The organism is Ihuprevotella massiliensis (assembly GCA_900095835.1).
Lineage (GTDB): Bacteria > Bacteroidota > Bacteroidia > Bacteroidales > Bacteroidaceae > Alloprevotella > Alloprevotella massiliensis.
On the sequence record LT608321.1, the window covers coordinates 1,035,470 to 1,053,564 of the forward strand.

Consider the following 18,095-nt stretch of genomic DNA (forward strand, 5'->3'; position numbering starts at 1 on the left):
TCGCTCGACGCGTATGGCTTCTCCAAAACTTAAACACTGCATGAGCACTCCTCTTGAACCATGGAAAGAACAAGCCGAAAGTGACATCTTGTTTTCACGAGTTGTCAAAGCCGGTAAGCGTGTCTACTATATTGATGTCAAAAGCGATCGTCGCGGAGAATACTACTTGGCGATGACCGAGAGCAAGCGAGTTAAAGACGGCTCGGAGAATGAGCGTCCAGTTTTTGAAAAACATAAAATCTTCCTCTATCGCGAAGATATGCTGAAATTCTTCGAGGCATTTGGAGATGCGGTGCATTTTGTGGGAGAACACACCAGTTTGACGCGTCGTCATAATGATGCTGGACAGACTTTCGACACCAGCACACAACAAGAGTCTGACGCAGCAAGCACACTCAGCACTAATTTTGACATAGAATTTTAGTCTAAAGCTCTGACAAAACTCTATCCATTTAGAGCTCAAGCTCTCTGAGTCTCACTTTACGATTCTTTTCTTTCGCGTCGCATCATCATTACCGATGCCGAACAATAAGTAGGAACTCAATAGCGGAAAATGCGCTTCATAGCTGCTTTTTCTGCCTAAAATTTGCGCAATCAACAGATAATGCGTAAATTTGCAGCCGAATTTGTCCTCCATAGGTCTAAATAAGACCACTGTGTGATGGCGAATTATACAAAATCTATTGTTTAATTCAGAGTAACACAACCCAACTCATGAAGTCAATCTCTATTACTGGTACTAAGCGTACCGACCTCGGTAAGAAGGCTACCAAGGAAGTTCGTAAGCAAGGTCTCGTTCCCTGCGTAATCTACGGTGAAAAGAAGGATGCTAACGGTGCTCCCGAAGCTCTCCACTTCCTCGTTGACGAAAAGCAAATCAACAAGGTGGTTTACACTCCCGAAATCTACTTGGTAAACATCAACATCGATGGTCAAGACTGCCAAGCTGTGGTAAAGGAAATCCAATTCCACGCTGTAAAGGACAACGTGCTTCACGTTGACTTCTACCAAGTGAACCCCACTAAGCCCATCGTTATCGGTGTGCCCATCGCTCCTACAGGTCTCGCTGAAGGTGTGCGCGCTGGTGGTAAGCTCGTTACTATGGTACGTAAGCTCAAGGTTCGTGCTACTGTTGACGCTATCCCCGAAAAGCTCACCATCGACGTGACTAGCCTCGGTCTTGGTAAGTCTATCAAGTGCGGCGATCTCTCTTACGAAGGTCTCGAACTCGTAACTCCTAAGGAAGTAGTTGTTGTAACAGTTAAGATGACCCGTGCTGCAATGGGTGCTGCTGCTGCCGCTGCCGCTGCTGCCAAGAAGTAATAGCGCATTTCTGTGCAATCCCCTATGTGCCAGTGCCCCTTGGGGTACTGGCACCTTTTTTTATCCCTATTTCTCCCTATTTAGACGTTAGTCATTAGAAATTTGACGTTAGATGTTGGGCATTTGACGTTAAACATTAAAGCTAACCTTTCGCCTCCTCTACCCACTGTCTACCATTTTCGGTGAGCAAGGTGAAGCACCCACCACAGCGTGCGATGCGCTCCCCTGCCCCTCCCACAGTGGAACATACAAAAGGAGTTGTTTTCTATCATTTATATGACGCATCTCATCGTAGGACTCGGCAACATCGGCGCAGAATATGCCGGTACGCGCCACAACATCGGCTTTGACGTAGTGGACAAACTAGCTGCCGATGCAGGAGCCACCTGGGAAGACCGCCGATATGGCGCTGTCTGCACCATCCGTGTCAAAAACCAAGTACTCGTTCTCCTCAAACCCTCCACCTACATGAACCTTTCCGGCGACGCTGTGCGCTATTGGATGAAGGAGAAGAAAGTAGATTTGCCCCAAATGCTTGTCATTGTGGACGATCTAGCCCTTCCTTTCGGACAACTTCGCATGAAAGCTAGCGGAAGTGAGGCTGGACACAACGGTCTGCGCCACATCACACAAGTGTTGGGCACCCAGGCTTACAATCGACTCCGCTTTGGCATCGGCAACGACTTCCCACGTGGTGGACAAGTAGACTTTGTGCTTGGACATTTTGAAGGAGAAGATTTGGCAAAAAAGCCAGAAGCCTTGGCACGCGCTGCAGAAGCTGTCAAAAGTTTTGCCCTTCAAGGTCTCGATCGCACGATGAACCTCTTCAATCGCTAGACGAATCCACCACCTCATCCGTCGCAATCATCTGCCACTCTCTCGAGTGCCCCACGGTTTCCCACTTTCGCCATCTCATTCCTCACTCTATATTGCTTATGCCAACAGAAGCTCGCATAGACAAATGGCTTTGGGCAGCACGCATCTACAAGACGCGCACGCTGGCTGCCGACGCCTGCAAAAACAATCGCATCACCATCAACGGTGCTGCGGTGAAACCTTCACGCTCTGTCAAAGTGGGAGACGAAGTCGGGGTGAAAAAGGCGCCCATCACCTACACCTTCCGCGTGCTTCAAGCCATTGAAAAACGTGTGGGGGCAAAACTCATTCCCGAGATTTTGGAAAACATCACCGCTCCCGAACAATACGAATTGCTGGAAATGAGTCGCATCAGCGGATTTATCGACCGCGCGCGTGGCACAGGACGTCCCACTAAGAAAGATCGTCGTGCCCTCGATGACTTTGCAGACGTTCCCCTCTTCTTAGACGAGGATTTCGATTTAGAAGAAGACTAGTGCTTGTACCTCCTTCTCCTGTTACCAACAAAAACGTTGGACTTTCTCCAAAAAACGTGGGAGATTTTCTGAAAAACGTTGGACTTTTTCCAAAAAACGTCGGAGTTTTTTTTTGAAAACGTGGGAGATTTTTTTCGTCGCTTAGAGAGGTTCCTTTTTCTCCTTGCAAATGAGAACTTTAGCTGTCAAACGGACACAGTGGTTCACTGCAGTATTTTCTCATTTCACAGCTTCATTTATCCTTACAAACTAAGGGGCACCCCTGTTTCAGTATTGAAACAAGGGTGCCCTTTTCTCATTTTCTTTCCTTAACCCCAAATAAAATCTAGCGGAGGATGCGCTGAAACGACAGACGAAGTCCGTCTACAAGTAGCAAGCTATCAGACAACTGTGTGGGAAGTGCCAACAAGTACTTGATCGCTTCTGTGGTAGCCAACGCTCCCAGCAAAGCTGGTGTGGTGGTCATCACAGGAATAGGTGCGCTGCACAAATCTGCCTTGTCTATTGCCGTCACTTCATTGTCATCAATCGGAAATAAATCGCCGTAAGTGGGATGCTGTGCATCGAAAAGTGCGATTTGTCCTTGCCAACCTTCCACAGAGATATAGAGCCACGGTGTGGAATGTGCTTGGGCATAGCGATCGAGCAAGCGTCGGGTGGACTCATTGTCGGTGGCATCAACAATTAAATCACAGTTGTCTAGTATTTGCGCTGCATTTTGCTCCACCAATCGCTCGGTGCAGACCAGAATGTCGCAATCGGGATTGCTAGCGCGCAGATGTTCTGCAGCAAGTTGAGCTTTGCATTGTCCGATTTGCGACACGGTGTAGAGCGTTTGTCGAGGGAGATTACTGAGCGAAACGACATCGTTGTCGCAAATCACCAGATGCCCCACTCCACTTCCCACCAAGAGGGGCAAGAGTGTGCAACCTAGTCCGCCAGCACCGACCACCACAACGCGCTTTTGAGCGAGGAGAATCTGACCTTTTTCTCCCACTTCGGGCAGGAGCAACTGACGCTGATAACGTTCTCTAAAATCATTTGACATCATAAAAAAGGGGCGGTTTTAGTATCCAAGTTGATCAGTAGATTCTGAACAGATTCTACTTTGATGGAGGCACAGTTTGTAACATAGATTTCTTAGCCTTTGCAGCGGGCTTCAAGGAATGCCTCATAACCATCCATCCCAATCTTTCCACACAGGTTCATAGCCCACAGAGCGAAGGTATTGCGCAAATGCTTCGGGACTGCGACTGTCGTTGATAGTGAATTGCTCCAACTCCTCGTGCTCCTCCGCATATCCTCCTGGTTCGGTGTGGCTGCCGGCACTCATACTGGTGATCCCTAAGGTGAGCACATTGTTGCGAAAGGCTTCCGACTCACGAGTGGAGAGGGAGATTTCGAGATGCTGATCGAGCAGGCGAAAAGCCAATATGAGTTGAAGCATTCCTTTGTCGTCGATGGGGCAAGCGGGATTGTAGCCTCCCACAGCAGGACGCAGGCGCGGAAGAGAAACGGAATAGCGCGCTTGTCGATAGTGGCGTTTGAGATAGCTGAGATGCAGGGCGGTAAACGCACTGTCGGTGCGCCAATCTTCGAGACCGAGTAGTGCACCAATTCCTATTTTTTCGATGCCGGCTTGGGCTATGCGATCGGGAGTTTCGAGACGATAGCGAAAATCGGACTTTTTGCCAGCAGGATGGTATTCGGGATAGCGCGCTTCGTGGTAAGTTTCTTGATAAACACAGACGTTGCTGATGCCAGCTGCTCCGAGTGCGGCATATTGTTCGGTGTCGAGCGGTTGAACCTCGAGAGATAGTTGCGCAAAATGCGGTCGCAAATGTTTGACCACTTCGAGATAATACTCCCACGAACGCCGACTATTGTCCTCACCACTCACCAACAAAAGATGGCGAAAACCGAGTTGCTGAATGGCTTCTACTTCGAGATCAATTTCTGCCAGTGTCAATCGACGACGATGAATTTTGTGTTCCTTGCTGAATCCACAATACACGCAACTGTTGGAACAGATGTTGGAAAGATAGAGCGGAAGATAGAGTTGCATGGTGCGACCAAATCGTTCGAGGGTGAGTCGGTGCGCTTCTTGCGCCATCGGTTCGAGATAGTATTCCGCAGCAGGCGAAATGAGCGCAAAGAAATCTTCGACATCGCGGTGATTGTGGCTCAACGCGCGCTCCACATCGGCAGATGTTTGCGCATAAATGTTGCGTCTTACCTCCTCAAAATCGAATTGACGTAAGAAATCATAAGCCGTGTTGTAGTTCATCTGAGTAAGATTTTAGTCGAAAAGAAAAGCGGTGAGCGGTGAAGAGGCTTGGGCTTCTGCACGTTGAGGGGCAAGTTTGGCGAGATAGGCTTCGCGTCCGGCTTCTACACCAAGACGAAAAGCGCGCGCCATTCGCTCAGGATCACGCGCCACGGCTATGGCGGTATTCACCAACACAGCATCGGCTCCCATCTCCATACACTCCGCAGCGTGACTGGGACTTCCCAATCCTGCATCGACCACCACGGGAATGTTACTTTCGGCTATGATGATGCGGAGCATGGCGCGCGTGTCTAGTCCGCGGTTGCTGCCAATGGGGGCAGCAAGGGGCATGACAGTGGCACAACCCGCTTCTTCAAGACGTTTGCAGAGCACGGGATCGGCTTGCACATAAGGCAAAACGACAAAACCACGCTTCACCAAGGCTTCAGCGGCTTTGAGGGTCTCAATGGGATCGGGCATGAGATAGCGCGGATCGGGATGAATTTCGAGTTTCAACCAGTTGGTTTGCAAGGCTTCTCTACTCAATTCTGCGGCTAAAATGGCTTCTTCTGCAGTGCGCGCGCCACTGGTGTTGGGCAAGAGATTGAGGTTTTGTTTCAGCAAGGGTGCAATCATGTCGTCGGCGGTGCTGGCAGAAAGTTCCACGCGCTTGAGGGCTACGGTCACTAACTCTGAGCCCGAGGCTTTGGCAGCAGCAGCCATGAGAGAAGAGGAAGAGAATTTTCCCGTACCTAAAAAAAGACGAGAAGTGAAAGTTTTGTCGGCAATGGTCAACATAGTTTTGAGATTTACTGAAGAGGGAAAGACGAGTTGGGAAGAGAGGATGATAAGGAGGGGGTATTTGCAGAAGAAATGGCACGAATTAACGCTCCACTCATGGCAATGCCGTAGATGCCTAACGCATCAAACAGTGGAGCTTCGTCGGGACGAATGCCACCAATGGCATAGGCAGACAGGGGATAATCCGCTAAGTGCAAATCGCGATAGCCTTCGATGCCGAGGATGGGGGCTAAACGCTCCTTGGTCTGTGTGAAACGATAGGGACCTACGCCCACATAGTCAATGGGTTCACAGAGAGCAGTTTGCAAATCGGCTTGCGTGTTGCAGGTGCGACCTATCAACGCGGCATCTCCGAGGAGTTCACGCGCCAAAGAGGGCGACATATCTTCTTTGCCGAGATGCACTCCATCAGCACCGATGGCGCGTGCCACATCGACATGGTCGTTGATGAGGAGGGGGACGCCATAGTTGCGGCAGAGCACTTGAATTTCTCGAGCGGTGGAGAGTAACAAGGACTTGGGCGCATTTTTCATGCGGAGTTGCACGATGTCAGCGCGCCCTTGCGACAACACGGCTTCGGTCTGTCGTAGCACCTCTTCGGTGGAGGAGGCATGGGTGATGAACATACGATGTCCCAAGTGGGCTTTGCGGCTTTGCGTGGGTAGGGCTTGATGACTACGATAGTGCGCCACAGCGCGCTGGGCAGCACTCATGGCATAAGACAAAGATACACCATTAGCGAGATGAAAAGCCAAGGTGGTGCCATAAAGACAACCCGTGCCATGGCGGTCGATTCCCACCATCGGGTATTGGCTCTCCACGATTTCTCCTGTGGGAAGATATGCTCTGTCGGTGATGCTGTCGGCTGTGTGCGCAATGCCTTTGCAGACGATGGTGATGTTCCAACGACGGGCAGCGATTTCAGGAGACAATTCTCCCAAAATCAGGGTTTGTTCATAGCGGTTGGGCAACAAGAGGTCTACACTCGCAGCGGCTTGTTGCAAGGATTCGCAATCTGCATCAGGCAATAAATCATAGCCAGAACTTGTGCGCAAAATGGGGTCCCAAATGATGAGGCTATGAGGATAGTGTTCGCGCACTTCCGCACAGAGGTCTTGCAATTGCTGCAAAGAGGCAACAAGTCCTATCTTGACGACATCTGGACCGGACTGTGATTGGAGAGCGGTAAATTGTTGGATGATTTGCTCGTGGCTCACAGCCGTCATTCCCAAAAACTCTGATGAGTTTTGCTGGGTGATGGCTGTGGGAATGGCGAAACAACACGCTCCTAAACGCTCAGCATGGCGCACATCGGCGGTGATGCCGGCTTGACAGGTGGGGTCTATGCCACCACACAACAGCAAACGTGGACTACACATTTGGTGCACTGCGCCTTCGAGTTGATGGATGCTGAGTCCTTGCCAATGCCCTAAACTGGCGACTGCGGTAAATCCTAAGCGCAGAAAGTGATTGGCATTGGAGGGTTGGATTCCTCCTAAAGCGACAAAAGGACAGGGGGATTGAGCGCATATTTGCTGCAACTCAGCAGTTGTCCACGTGCTGTTGCCATATCCAGGTTTACTCAAACTTTTGGCTACGGGACTGAGATAGGCGTAGTCGGGCAGAAAAGGGAGTTTATGGAGTTCTTCAACACTGTGACAACTCACACTTAGGGTTTGGTCGTCGAAGAGTTCGGGACGATGGGTGAGAGATTGCCAACTTTTGACGGAAAGATGCAATCCTCCAAGATGATACTGGCGGACAAGGTGGCTGTGTTCCGACAAGATGCAGCGATGGCGCAGCGTTTGAGGGATATTTTCCAACAAACGTGCGATTTCGTCTGCGGTGGCTTGGGGTTTTCGGATGTGCACCTTCCCAATGCCTAACCGCAACAACGCGCTAATCCATTGCCCCTCGGCAGCAACATTTAGTTCGGGGGCAGTGATGACGATATGATGTTTGGGGTGCATGGTGTTATGCTTTTAGTGGGTCCTCACTGTGGTGGCAGTTGCAACGATGGTTGGCTGTGGTTTCATTATCTGCTTGTTGCTCACCATCTGTGTCTACCCTGCTTTCAGAACACGGGGCAACAAAGACATCTTCTTGTGATTGCAGAATTTTGCGGAACTTACGGTTGGCGCGCATAGAACAGAAATGCTCTCCACACATAGAACAGAAATGTTTCTCTTTTTGAGATTCTTCGGGCAGAGTTTGGTCGTGAAATTCTTGCGCGCGCTCGGGATCTAACGAGAGGTGGAATTGATCGCGCCAACGGAATTCAAATCTGGCTTTGCTCATGGCATAATCGCGCATGAAGGCTGCGGGATGACCTTTGGCTAAGTCTGCAGCATGGGCTGCCAACTTATAGGTGACGACACCTTGTCGCACATCATCTCGTTCGGGCAAACCGAGATGCTCCTTTTGAGTGACGTAGCAGAGCATGGCAGTACCGAGATGTCCGATGATGGAGGCTCCAATGGCTCCAGTGATATGATCATAGCCTGCGCCGATGTCGGAAACTAAGGGACCGAGGGTGTAGAAGGGGGCTTCATCACAATCGAGAAGTTCGCGCGTCATATTCTCGGGAATCATGTGCATGGGTATGTGTCCTGGACCTTCTATCATGACTTGCACATGGTAGCGCGCAGCAATGCGATTGAGCTCTCCTAGGGTTTTCAATTCTGCCATCTGCGCGGCATCGTTGGCATCGTGGATGCAACCTGGACGAAGACCATCACCCAACGACAAGGCTACGTCATAACGAGCGGCTATCTCGCAGATTTCTTCAAAGTGGTCATACAGAAAACTCTCTTGATTCTTAGCCGTGCACCACCCTGCCATGATGGCTCCTCCACGACTCACGATACCTGTGAGACGGCGTAGGGTGAGTGGGATGTGTTGCTGGCGAAGACCAGCGTGAATGGTGAAGTAGTCTACACCTTGCTCGGCTTGTTCGATGAGGGTGTCGCGATAGATTTCCCAAGTGAGGGATTCTACACGACCATTCACTTTCTCCAAGGCTTGATAGAGGGGCACTGTGCCAATGGGGACGGGACTATTGCGGATGATCCACTCGCGGGTTTCGTGAATGTGCTTACCAGTGGATAAGTCCATCACGGTGTCGGCTCCCCAACGTGTGGCCCAAACAGCTTTTTCAACTTCTTCTGCTATGCAACTGGTGGTAGCGGAATTCCCGATATTCGCATTTACCTTACAGAGAAAGTTGCGACCGATGATCATGGGTTCACTCTCGGGGTGATTGATGTTGGCTGGGATGATGGCGCGTCCTGCGGCTATTTCATCGCGAACAAATTCGGCTGTCACCACGGTGGGAAGCACCGCTCCTTGCGGATCTCCACCTAAAACGTGACGCTCTGTGACGGTTTCGAGCATCTGGTTTTCGCGCATGGCAACATACTCCATTTCTTCGGTGATGATGCCACGGACTGCATAATAGCGTTGGGTAACGCACTTGTCTTTGGCACGGAGGGGATGGGTTTGGATGTTGGGATAACGCAAATGCTGTAGCGATTCATCAGCTAGACGCTCACGAGAAAAACAACTGTCTAAACCGGCTTGCTGCTCGGTGTCTTGACGACAATCTATCCACGCTGCTCGGAGTTTGGGAAGTCCTTGCTCGAGATTGACTTCATAGGCTGCATCTGTGTAAGGACCGCCGGTGTCGTAAACGATTACGTCCGGATTGGGAGTGTAAGTGCCATCGTCGTTACGCGTAGCTGTCAATGGGATGCGACGCATTCCAACACGAACGTGTGGGAAACGTGGACTGGTGGCATAGATTTTCTCTGAACCGAGAAGGGAACCGTGGGTGACGATGTCTTGAATTTGCATAAGGATTGAGTTTTTCAGAAAGAAAGGACTGGTGATAAATCAACCAATGGAATTAGATATTGAGCATTAGTATGTGTACCCTTGAATGATAATGTATTTCGGAAAAGTCTTACATCATGATTCAGGAAAAAAAGGAATGCGCTATCGCACTACTGTGTAATGAATAGAAACACTAATGTGTGTTTGATATGGGCATAACAATGCTTATCCACCAAAAGTAGGATGGATAACCAATAATTCATCTCCTTCATGCAAAGGAGTATGAGCAAATTTATCACGAGGAATAACTTTTGCATTGACGGCAACTGCACAATGGGTTGCTAAGTCAATACGTAGGTGTTGAAAAACTTCAGCAAGCGTACAAGATGGTGCTACCTGCTGAACTTCACCATTTAGAAGGATCTTCATAACGGTCGCATTTAGAGTATAAATTGTTAGTCTATTATTAAATGCGACTCTAAGAGCTATTTGCTTTTCATTCTCTCTCGAATGAATTGTCTCGATGAAACTAAAAGCTCAATAGAAGATCATAGTGGAGGTTGGACTCAATGCGAAAAAAGTTTCGCAGTTCACCGCACTCTTTGCCTACGCCAGTATTATCTGGATCAGGTCTTTGGGTATAATCTCAGCACAGTATAGAACGATTCACTCATTGCTTTACAAGCACTTCACGCAATGTTCCCATATCCCTACGTAAAAGTCATACCGTAGATGATGTGATTGGGAGAAACATAGCGGTTCTATACCAGCACCCCTTAGAGTTGCTGTTTGCAAAGTTAAGACTTTTCTGCGAATAACAAGCAATAGAAAATAGTTTTTATCCACAAGCAATAAAACAGCTCTTAAATATGAACCTCAAAACCGATCTGTTAAAGCAACAACAGCACGTGCGAACTCATAAACCACAGCTGGAATATAAACACAAAAAAGCCCCGAGTTCATTTAGAACTCAGGGCTTTCGTAAAATGGCGGCGACCTACTCTCCCGCGGGTGTGCAGTACCATCGGCGCGGTCGGGCTTAACTTCTCTGTTCGGAATGGGAAGAGGTGGAACCCCGTCGCTATAACCACCGGAAATATCTCTTGAACATGCAACGCTTTCGCATTCTCCTTGTAACTCTAACTTTAGTCTTCTTATTCAGAAAACAAGCAAACAAAGCAGCTTTAAGTGTATTCCACCAAAGGAATAGAAGTTTCGGGCAATTAGTAGTGCTCGGCTTTGACGTCACCGTCTTTACACCTACACCCTATCAACGTTGTAGTCTACAACGACCCTTATGAGGAAATCTAATCTTGTGGCCGGCTTCGCACTTAGATGCTTTCAGCGCTTATCCGATCCCGACGTAGATACCCGGCGGTGCAGCTGGCGCCACAACCGGTAAACCAGAGGTCAGTCCAACACGGTCCTCTCGTACTAGTGTCAGAGCCACGCAAATTTCCTACGCCCACGATAGATAGAGACCGAACTGTCTCACGACGTTCTGAACCCAGCTCGCGTGCCACTTTAATGGGCGAACAGCCCAACCCTTGGGACCTTCTCCAGCCCCAGGATGTGACGAGCCGACATCGAGGTGCCAAACCACTCCGTCGATATGAGCTCTTGGGAGGGATCAGCCTGTTATCCCCGGAGTACCTTTTATCCTTTGAGCGATGGCCCTTCCATACGGAACCACCGGATCACTATGCTCTGCTTTCGCACCTGATCGACTTGTAGGTCTCTCAGTCAAGCGCCCTTTTGCCATTACACTCTACGGCCGGTTACCAATCGGCCTGAGGGCACCTTTAGAAGCCTCCGTTACGCTTTTGGAGGCGACCACCCCAGTCAAACTACCCACCAAACGCGGTCCTCTCATCTGAGAGTTAGGAACCAGACAGCCAAAGGGTCGTATTTCAACAGCGGCTCCACAAACACTGGCGTGCCTGCTTCATAGCCTCCGACCTATCCTACACATCGACTGCCCAATTACAACGTTAAGCTATAGTAAAGGTTCACGGGGTCTTTTCGTCCCATCGCGGGTAATCGGCATCTTCACCGATACTACAATTTCACTGGAATCATGGTTGAGACAGTGCCCAGATCATTACACCATTCGTGCAGGTCGGAACTTACCCGACAAGGAATTTCGCTACCTTAGGACCGTTATAGTTACGGCCGCCGTTTACTGGGGCTTCAATTCAAACCTTCGACCGGAGTCTAAGCTCTCCTCTTAACCTTCCAGCACCGGGCAGGTGTCAGACTGTATACTGCATCTTTCGATTTTGCACAGCCCTGTGTTTTTGTTAAACAGTTGCCTGGGCCGATTCTCTGCGCCTCACATTACTGTGAGGACCCCTTATTCCGAAGTTACGGGGTCAATTTGCCTAGTTCCTTAACCATGAATCTTCCAAGCGCCTTAGTATATTCTACCCGACTACGTGTGTCCGTTTACGGTACGGGTATCTTTGCTGTTAAGCTTAGCGGATTTTCTCGGGAGTAGGATTACCTTCACTATTACATTGTCCGAAGACGCTGTATACTATCGACTTTCAGCTCAGATGGTGGATTTGCCTGCCATCCTCATAACCTACAATCTTTAACGAGCTATTCCGTCAGCTCGCGGAAGTGTCACTCCTCCGTCTCCACATCGCCAACAAAGATAGTAACGGAATATTAACCGTTTCTGCCATCGGCATCACCATTAGGTTGAACCTTAGGTCCCGACTGACCCAGGGACGATTAACGTTGCCCTGGAAACCTTAGTCTTTCGGCGAGAGTGCATCTCACACTCTTTATCGTTACTTATACCTACATTTGCTTTTCATGAAGCTCCAACAGAGGTTATCCTCTATCTTCAAGGCCGCATGAATGCTCCCCTACCGATATCATTTGATATCCCACGGCTTCGGCAATAGACTTTATACCCGATTATTATCCATGCACAGTCCCTCGACTAGTGAGCTGTTACGCACTCTTTGAATGAATGGCTGCTTCCAAGCCAACATCCTAGCTGTCACGGGGACCACACTTCGTTAGTTTAACTTAGCCTATATTTCGGGGCCTTAGCCGGTGGTCAGGATTCTTCTCCTCTCGGGCGTGGACCTTAGCACCCACGCCCTCACTCCCGGGCTTAGCCTGTGTGCATTCGGAGTTTGTCTGGACTTGATAGGCGGTGAAGCCCTCGCATCCAATCAGTCGCTCTACCTCACACAGGGAACGCCCGAGGCTGCACCTAAATGCATTTCGGGGAGTACGAGCTATCTCCAAGTTTGATTGGCCTTTCACTCCTACCCTCACCTCATCCAGAAGCTTTTCAACGCTTATTGGTTCGGTCCTCCATCCCGTGTTACCGGGACTTCAACCTGGACAAGGGTAGATCACTTGGTTTCGCGTCTACCACCGCCGACTATGCGCCCTATTCAGACTCGCTTTCGCTTCGGCTTACGTGCTTCATAGCACTTAACCTTGCCGACGACGGTAACTCGTAGGTTCATTATGCAAAAGGCACGCCGTCACACCATAAGGTGCTCCGACCGCTTGTAGGCGTACGGTTTCAGGAACTTTTTCACTCCTCTAAAAGAGGTGCTTTTCACCTTTCCCTCACGGTACTGGTTCGCTATCGGTCTCTTACGAGTATTTAGCCTTGGCGGATGGGCCCGCCGGATTCAGACAGGATTTCACGTGTCCCGCCCTACTCAGGATACCACTATGCTTCATACGATTGTCGAGTACGAGACTGTCACTCTCTATGGTCGCTCTTTCCAAAGCGTTCCTCTAACTGTAATTCTTGCAACGTCGTGGTCCTACAACCCCATATAGACCGAAATCTATATGGTTTGGGCTCTTCCCCGTTCGCTCGCCACTACTAGGGGAATCATTATTATTTTCTTTTCCTAGGGGTACTAAGATGTTTCAGTTCCCCCCGTTAGCCTCCCGCATTTGCGGGATAACAGGTCTTCAACCTGCTGGGTTGTCCCATTCGGAAATCTGCGGATCAATGGTTATTTGCACCTACCCACAGCTTATCGCAGCTTATCACGTCCTTCATCGCCTGTAAGAGCCTAGGCATCCACCGTACGCCCTTAATTACTTCCTTTTCCTTATTCTAGACGTTAGGAATTAGACGTTAGACCTTAGTCTTTGCTAATCCTTTCGTAACTAGAAGGTGGGAATATACTTAAAGCTGTACTTTCGTTTACCTTTGTTTCGTTACTTGGATGATTCTCTGTTTTCGCATCTCACCTTGCGATGGATGGAAACAAGAATCAACTTGTTGCGTGTTCAATATGTCAAAGATCTCTTGCTCTGTCATTATGCTTTGATGTCTTATCATCATTGCGACTGAGCAGTAGAATGAGTGGAGAATAACGGATTCGAACCGTTGACCCCCTGCGTGCAAGGCAGGTGCTCTAGCCAGCTGAGCTAATCCCCCAAATCTTCGGAGCGCGGTGCTCCGTTTGCAAGTAGTCCCAGGCAGATTTGAACTGCCGACCTCCACATTATCAGTGTGGCGCTCTAACCAACTGAGCTATAGGACTGGCAGAAAAAATCCACGCAAGTCAAACTACTTCAGAGCTGCTCGGCTTCATCTTTCTCTTATGCTTAGCATAACCTATTGCGAGAAGTATAGGTGACAATCTTCTAAATTGTACCATTTTCTTTTATTTCCATTCAAGTAACCAGGTAACTGAACTTCCAGAAAGGAGGTGTTCCAGCCGCACCTTCCGGTACGGCTACCTTGTTACGACTTAGCCCCAATCACCAGTTTTACCCTAGGCCGACCCTTGCGGTCACGGCTTTCAGGCACCCCCGGCTTTCATGGCTTGACGGGCGGTGTGTACAAGGCCCGGGAACGTATTCACCGCGCCATGGCTGATGCGCGATTACTAGCGAATCCAGCTTCATGGAGTCGGGTTGCAGACTCCAATCCGAACTGAGAGAGGTTTTTAAGATTAGCATCCTGTCACCAGGTAGCGACCTTCTGTACCCCCCATTGTAACACGTGTGTAGCCCCGGACGTAAGGGCCGTGCTGATTTGACGTCATCCCCACCTTCCTCACATCTTACGATGGCAGTATCCCTGGAGTGCCCAGCATTACCTGATGGCAACCAAGGAAAAGGGTTGCGCTCGTTATGGCACTTAAGCCGACACCTCACGGCACGAGCTGACGACAACCATGCAGCACCTCCAAGAGTGTCCGAAGAAANGATACCACTATGCTTCATACGATTGTCGAGTACGAGACTGTCACTCTCTATGGTCGCTCTTTCCAAAGTGTTCCTCTAATCGTATTTCGTGCAACGTCGTGGTCCTACAACCCCATATAGACCGAAATCTATATGGTTTGGGCTCTTCCCCGTTCGCTCGCCACTACTAGGGGAATCATTATTATTTTCTTTTCCTAGGGGTACTAAGATGTTTCAGTTCCCCCCGTTAGCCTCCCGCATTTGCGGGATAACAGGTCTTCAACCTGCTGGGTTGTCCCATTCGGAAATCTGCGGATCAATGGTTATTTGCACCTACCCACAGCTTATCGCAGCTTATCACGTCCTTCATCGCCTGTAAGAGCCTAGGCATCCACCGTACGCCCTTAATTACTTCCTTTTCCTTATTCTAGACGTTAGGAATTAGACGTTAGACCTTAGTCTTTGCTAATCCTTTCGTAACTAGAAGGTGGGAATATACTTAAAGCTGTACTTTCGTTTACCTTTGTTTCGTTACTTGGATGATTCTCTGTTTTCGCATCTCACCTTGCGATGGATGGAAACAAGAATCAACTTGTTGCGTGTTCAATATGTCAAAGATCTCTTGCTCTGTCATTATGCTTTGATGTCTTATCATCATTGCGACTGAGCAGTAGAATGAGTGGAGAATAACGGATTCGAACCGTTGACCCCCTGCGTGCAAGGCAGGTGCTCTAGCCAGCTGAGCTAATCCCCCAAATCTTCGGAGCGCGGTGCTCCGTTTGCAAGTAGTCCCAGGCAGATTTGAACTGCCGACCTCCACATTATCAGTGTGGCGCTCTAACCAACTGAGCTATAGGACTGGCAGAAAAAATCCACGCAAGTCAAACTACTTCAGAGCTGCTCGGCTTCATCTTTCTCTTATGCTTAGCATAACCTATTGCGAGAAGTATAGGTGACAATCTTCTAAATTGTACCATTTTCTTTTATTTCCATTCAAGTAACCAGGTAACTGAACTTCCAGAAAGGAGGTGTTCCAGCCGCACCTTCCGGTACGGCTACCTTGTTACGACTTAGCCCCAATCACCAGTTTTACCCTAGGCCGACCCTTGCGGTCACGGCTTTCAGGCACCCCCGGCTTTCATGGCTTGACGGGCGGTGTGTACAAGGCCCGGGAACGTATTCACCGCGCCATGGCTGATGCGCGATTACTAGCGAATCCAGCTTCATGGAGTCGGGTTGCAGACTCCAATCCGAACTGAGAGAGGTTTTTAAGATTAGCATCCTGTCACCAGGTAGCGACCTTCTGTACCCCCCATTGTAACACGTGTGTAGCCCCGGACGTAAGGGCCGTGCTGATTTGACGTCATCCCCACCTTCCTCACATCTTACGATGGCAGTATCCCTGGAGTGCCCAGCATTACCTGATGGCAACCAAGGAAAAGGGTTGCGCTCGTTATGGCACTTAAGCCGACACCTCACGGCACGAGCTGACGACAACCATGCAGCACCTCCAAGAGTGTCCGAAGAAAGATCTATCTCTAAATCTGTCACTCTTAGTTCAAGCCCGGGTAAGGTTCCTCGCGTATCATCGAATTAAACCACATGTTCCTCCGCTTGTGCGGGCCCCCGTCAATTCCTTTGAGTTTCACCGTTGCCGGCGTACTCCCCAGGTGGTATACTTAATGCTTTCGCTTGGCGGCTTACATTATATCGCAAACCGCGAGTATACATCGTTTACTGTGTGGACTACCAGGGTATCTAATCCTGTTTGATACCCACACTTTCGAGCCTCAGCGTCAGTTGCAGCCCGGACACCTGCCTTCGCGATCGGAGTTCATCGTGATATCTAAGCATTTCACCGCTACACCACGAGTTCCAGCATCCCTGTCTGCACTCAAGACTACCAGTTTCAATGGCTAACGATGGTTGAGCCACCGTCTTTCACCACTGACTTAATAATCCGCCTACGCTCCCTTTAAACCCAATAAATCCGGATAACGCCTGGACCTTCCGTATTACCGCGGCTGCTGGCACGGAATTAGCCGGTCCTTTTTCTGAAGGTACATACAATAGAGGACACGTCCTCTTTTTTATTCCCAACTAAAAGCAGTTTACAACCCGGAGGGCCGTCATCCTGCACGCTACTTGGCTGGTTCAGACTTGCGTCCATTGACCAATATTCCTCACTGCTGCCTCCCGTAGGAGTCTGGACCGTGTCTCAGTTCCAGTGTGGGGGACCTTCCTCTCAGAACCCCTACCGATCGAAGGCTAGGTGGGCCGTTACCCCGCCTACTACCTAATCGGACGCATCACCATCTCATACCGATAAATCTTTGGTTATATCACCATGCGGCAACATAACAACATCGGGTATTAATCTTACTTTCGCAAGGCTATCCCCGAGTATGAGGCAGGTTTGATACGCGTTACGCACCCGTGCGCCGGTCGCCATCAGAAGAAGCAAGCTTCTTCCATGCTGCCCCTCGACTTGCATGTGTTAAGCCTGTAGCTAGCGTTCATCCTGAGCCAGGATCAAACTCTTCATTGTAATATAATAATTTGTTTTGATTCTGTATAAATTGCTCAGCTTCCTGTCTTGTTACTTTGGATTTGGAGTAGAAATTGACGGTACAATTCATTTTACCCGAAGCACTTCTGCTTCATTGTTGATTGTTCCTTGTACTTCTCTACAATCTGTTATGTAATCGTTTCAATGACTTCGCAGCTCGTTTGCTGCTGTCAGGCGTTCAGGTTGTCAAGTCTCATCTAACTAAGCACGTTGTATCTTAGCAAGTGACCCTTGCGTCCCGATTGCGATGCAAAAGTACGGCAAGATTCGCAAACTACCAAGACTTCCTACAAAAAAATCGCAGAAAAATTTTAGATAGTGCGATTTTGCAATCTCTAGAGTTTGCAAAAACAAGACAAATCCTCGATAAACGCCTAGAAGAACCTCTCACAGACTTAAAGTCAAAAACAGACTAAAACGAGCATCAGAAGTAGAAAAGCCGAAATGTCCGCCATATTTACAAAGCACTCCCCCCCCCCCTCATTTGGTGCAATGCCTTCTTGAAGGGGACATATTGAGAATATATCAATAACTGAAGGCAACCTCTCTCTCCTCTAGTCACTATTTCATCGTAAGATAAGCCATGAATCAACTATATACAAGGGGATATCGCCAATCCTTAAAGCAATGACAAGAACATCTTATACAACTTTATATGGAAACGACTTTGCATTCTAACAATCATTCGACACTCTATTATTGTTTTTTTTCGGCATCATATATAGACAAATGACAACTTCAAAACGAAAAAAGTGCCAAATATCGT

Annotated in this window: 10 protein-coding genes, 4 tRNA genes, 3 rRNA genes and 2 other annotated features; of the genes, 4 read left to right on the forward strand and 13 right to left on the reverse strand. The window is 49.0% G+C overall.

The window, feature by feature from the left end:
• Nucleotides 1-40: 40 nt before the first annotated feature.
• The 4 genes from BQ2633_RS04335 (at nucleotide 41) to BQ2633_RS04350 (ending at nucleotide 2,675) form a co-directional block, all read left to right on the forward strand.
• Nucleotides 41-424, forward strand: a complete 384-nt coding sequence (locus BQ2633_RS04335; protein WP_075567202.1) for a DUF3276 family protein — start codon at nucleotides 41-43, stop codon at nucleotides 422-424.
• 290 nt (nucleotides 425-714) lie between these two features.
• Nucleotides 715-1,323, forward strand: coding sequence for a 50S ribosomal protein L25/general stress protein Ctc (locus BQ2633_RS04340; RefSeq protein WP_075565344.1), 609 nt, complete (start codon nucleotides 715-717; stop codon nucleotides 1,321-1,323).
• A 276-nt stretch (nucleotides 1,324-1,599) separates the two neighbouring features.
• A complete protein-coding gene (gene pth / locus BQ2633_RS04345; RefSeq protein ID WP_075565346.1) occupies nucleotides 1,600-2,160 on the forward strand; it encodes an aminoacyl-tRNA hydrolase in 561 nt (186 codons plus the stop codon).
• Nucleotides 2,161-2,258: 98 nt separating this feature from the next.
• Nucleotides 2,259-2,675: an RNA-binding S4 domain-containing protein gene (locus tag BQ2633_RS04350; protein WP_075565347.1), complete on the forward strand. Its 417-nt coding sequence runs from the start codon at nucleotides 2,259-2,261 to the stop codon at nucleotides 2,673-2,675.
• 325 nt (nucleotides 2,676-3,000) lie between these two features.
• On the opposite strand, the gene BQ2633_RS04355 is transcribed toward BQ2633_RS04350, so the two are convergent.
• The 13 genes from BQ2633_RS04355 to BQ2633_RS04415 form a co-directional block, all read right to left on the reverse strand.
• A complete protein-coding gene (locus tag BQ2633_RS04355; protein ID WP_083233944.1) occupies nucleotides 3,001-3,726 on the reverse strand; it encodes a HesA/MoeB/ThiF family protein in 726 nt (241 codons plus the stop codon).
• Nucleotides 3,727-3,846: 120 nt separating this feature from the next.
• A complete protein-coding gene (thiH, locus tag BQ2633_RS04360) occupies nucleotides 3,847-4,962 on the reverse strand; it encodes a 2-iminoacetate synthase ThiH (protein WP_075565351.1) in 1,116 nt (371 codons plus the stop codon).
• A gap of 12 nt (nucleotides 4,963-4,974) precedes the next feature.
• Nucleotides 4,975-5,742: a thiazole synthase gene (locus tag BQ2633_RS04365; RefSeq protein WP_075565353.1), complete on the reverse strand. Its 768-nt coding sequence runs from the start codon at nucleotides 5,740-5,742 to the stop codon at nucleotides 4,975-4,977.
• 11 nt (nucleotides 5,743-5,753) lie between these two features.
• Nucleotides 5,754-7,715 (reverse strand): thiamine phosphate synthase, encoded by a 1,962-nt coding sequence (gene thiE / locus BQ2633_RS04370; RefSeq protein WP_075565355.1) that lies wholly within the window; start codon nucleotides 7,713-7,715, stop codon nucleotides 5,754-5,756.
• A gap of 4 nt (nucleotides 7,716-7,719) precedes the next feature.
• Nucleotides 7,720-9,597 carry a phosphomethylpyrimidine synthase ThiC gene (gene thiC / locus BQ2633_RS04375; protein ID WP_346048160.1) on the reverse strand — a complete coding sequence of 626 codons (1,878 nt, stop codon included), beginning with the start codon at nucleotides 9,595-9,597 and terminating at the stop codon, nucleotides 7,720-7,722.
• A 204-nt stretch (nucleotides 9,598-9,801) separates the two neighbouring features.
• Nucleotides 9,802-10,005: a sulfur carrier protein ThiS gene (gene thiS, locus BQ2633_RS04380; RefSeq protein WP_075565356.1), complete on the reverse strand. Its 204-nt coding sequence runs from the start codon at nucleotides 10,003-10,005 to the stop codon at nucleotides 9,802-9,804.
• Nucleotides 10,006-10,560: 555 nt separating this feature from the next.
• Nucleotides 10,561-10,671 (reverse strand): 5S ribosomal RNA (gene rrf, locus BQ2633_RS04385).
• Between the two features lie 109 nt (nucleotides 10,672-10,780).
• Nucleotides 10,781-13,669: ribosomal RNA gene (locus tag BQ2633_RS04390) — 23S ribosomal RNA — on the reverse strand.
• 262 nt (nucleotides 13,670-13,931) lie between these two features.
• A tRNA-Ala gene (locus BQ2633_RS04395) sits at nucleotides 13,932-14,005 on the reverse strand.
• Nucleotides 14,006-14,037: 32 nt separating this feature from the next.
• A tRNA-Ile gene (locus tag BQ2633_RS04400) sits at nucleotides 14,038-14,111 on the reverse strand.
• Nucleotides 14,112-14,285: 174 nt separating this feature from the next.
• Nucleotides 14,286-14,409: a sequence feature (16S ribosomal RNA rRNA prediction is too short), on the reverse strand.
• A gap of 13 nt (nucleotides 14,410-14,422) precedes the next feature.
• Nucleotides 14,423-14,864: a sequence feature (16S ribosomal RNA rRNA prediction is too short), on the reverse strand.
• Nucleotides 14,865-15,440: 576 nt separating this feature from the next.
• Nucleotides 15,441-15,514, reverse strand: a tRNA-Ala gene (locus BQ2633_RS04405).
• Nucleotides 15,515-15,546: 32 nt separating this feature from the next.
• A tRNA-Ile gene (locus BQ2633_RS04410) sits at nucleotides 15,547-15,620 on the reverse strand.
• A gap of 161 nt (nucleotides 15,621-15,781) precedes the next feature.
• Nucleotides 15,782-17,308: ribosomal RNA gene (locus tag BQ2633_RS04415) — 16S ribosomal RNA — on the reverse strand.
• Between the last annotated feature and the right edge of the window lie 787 nt (nucleotides 17,309-18,095).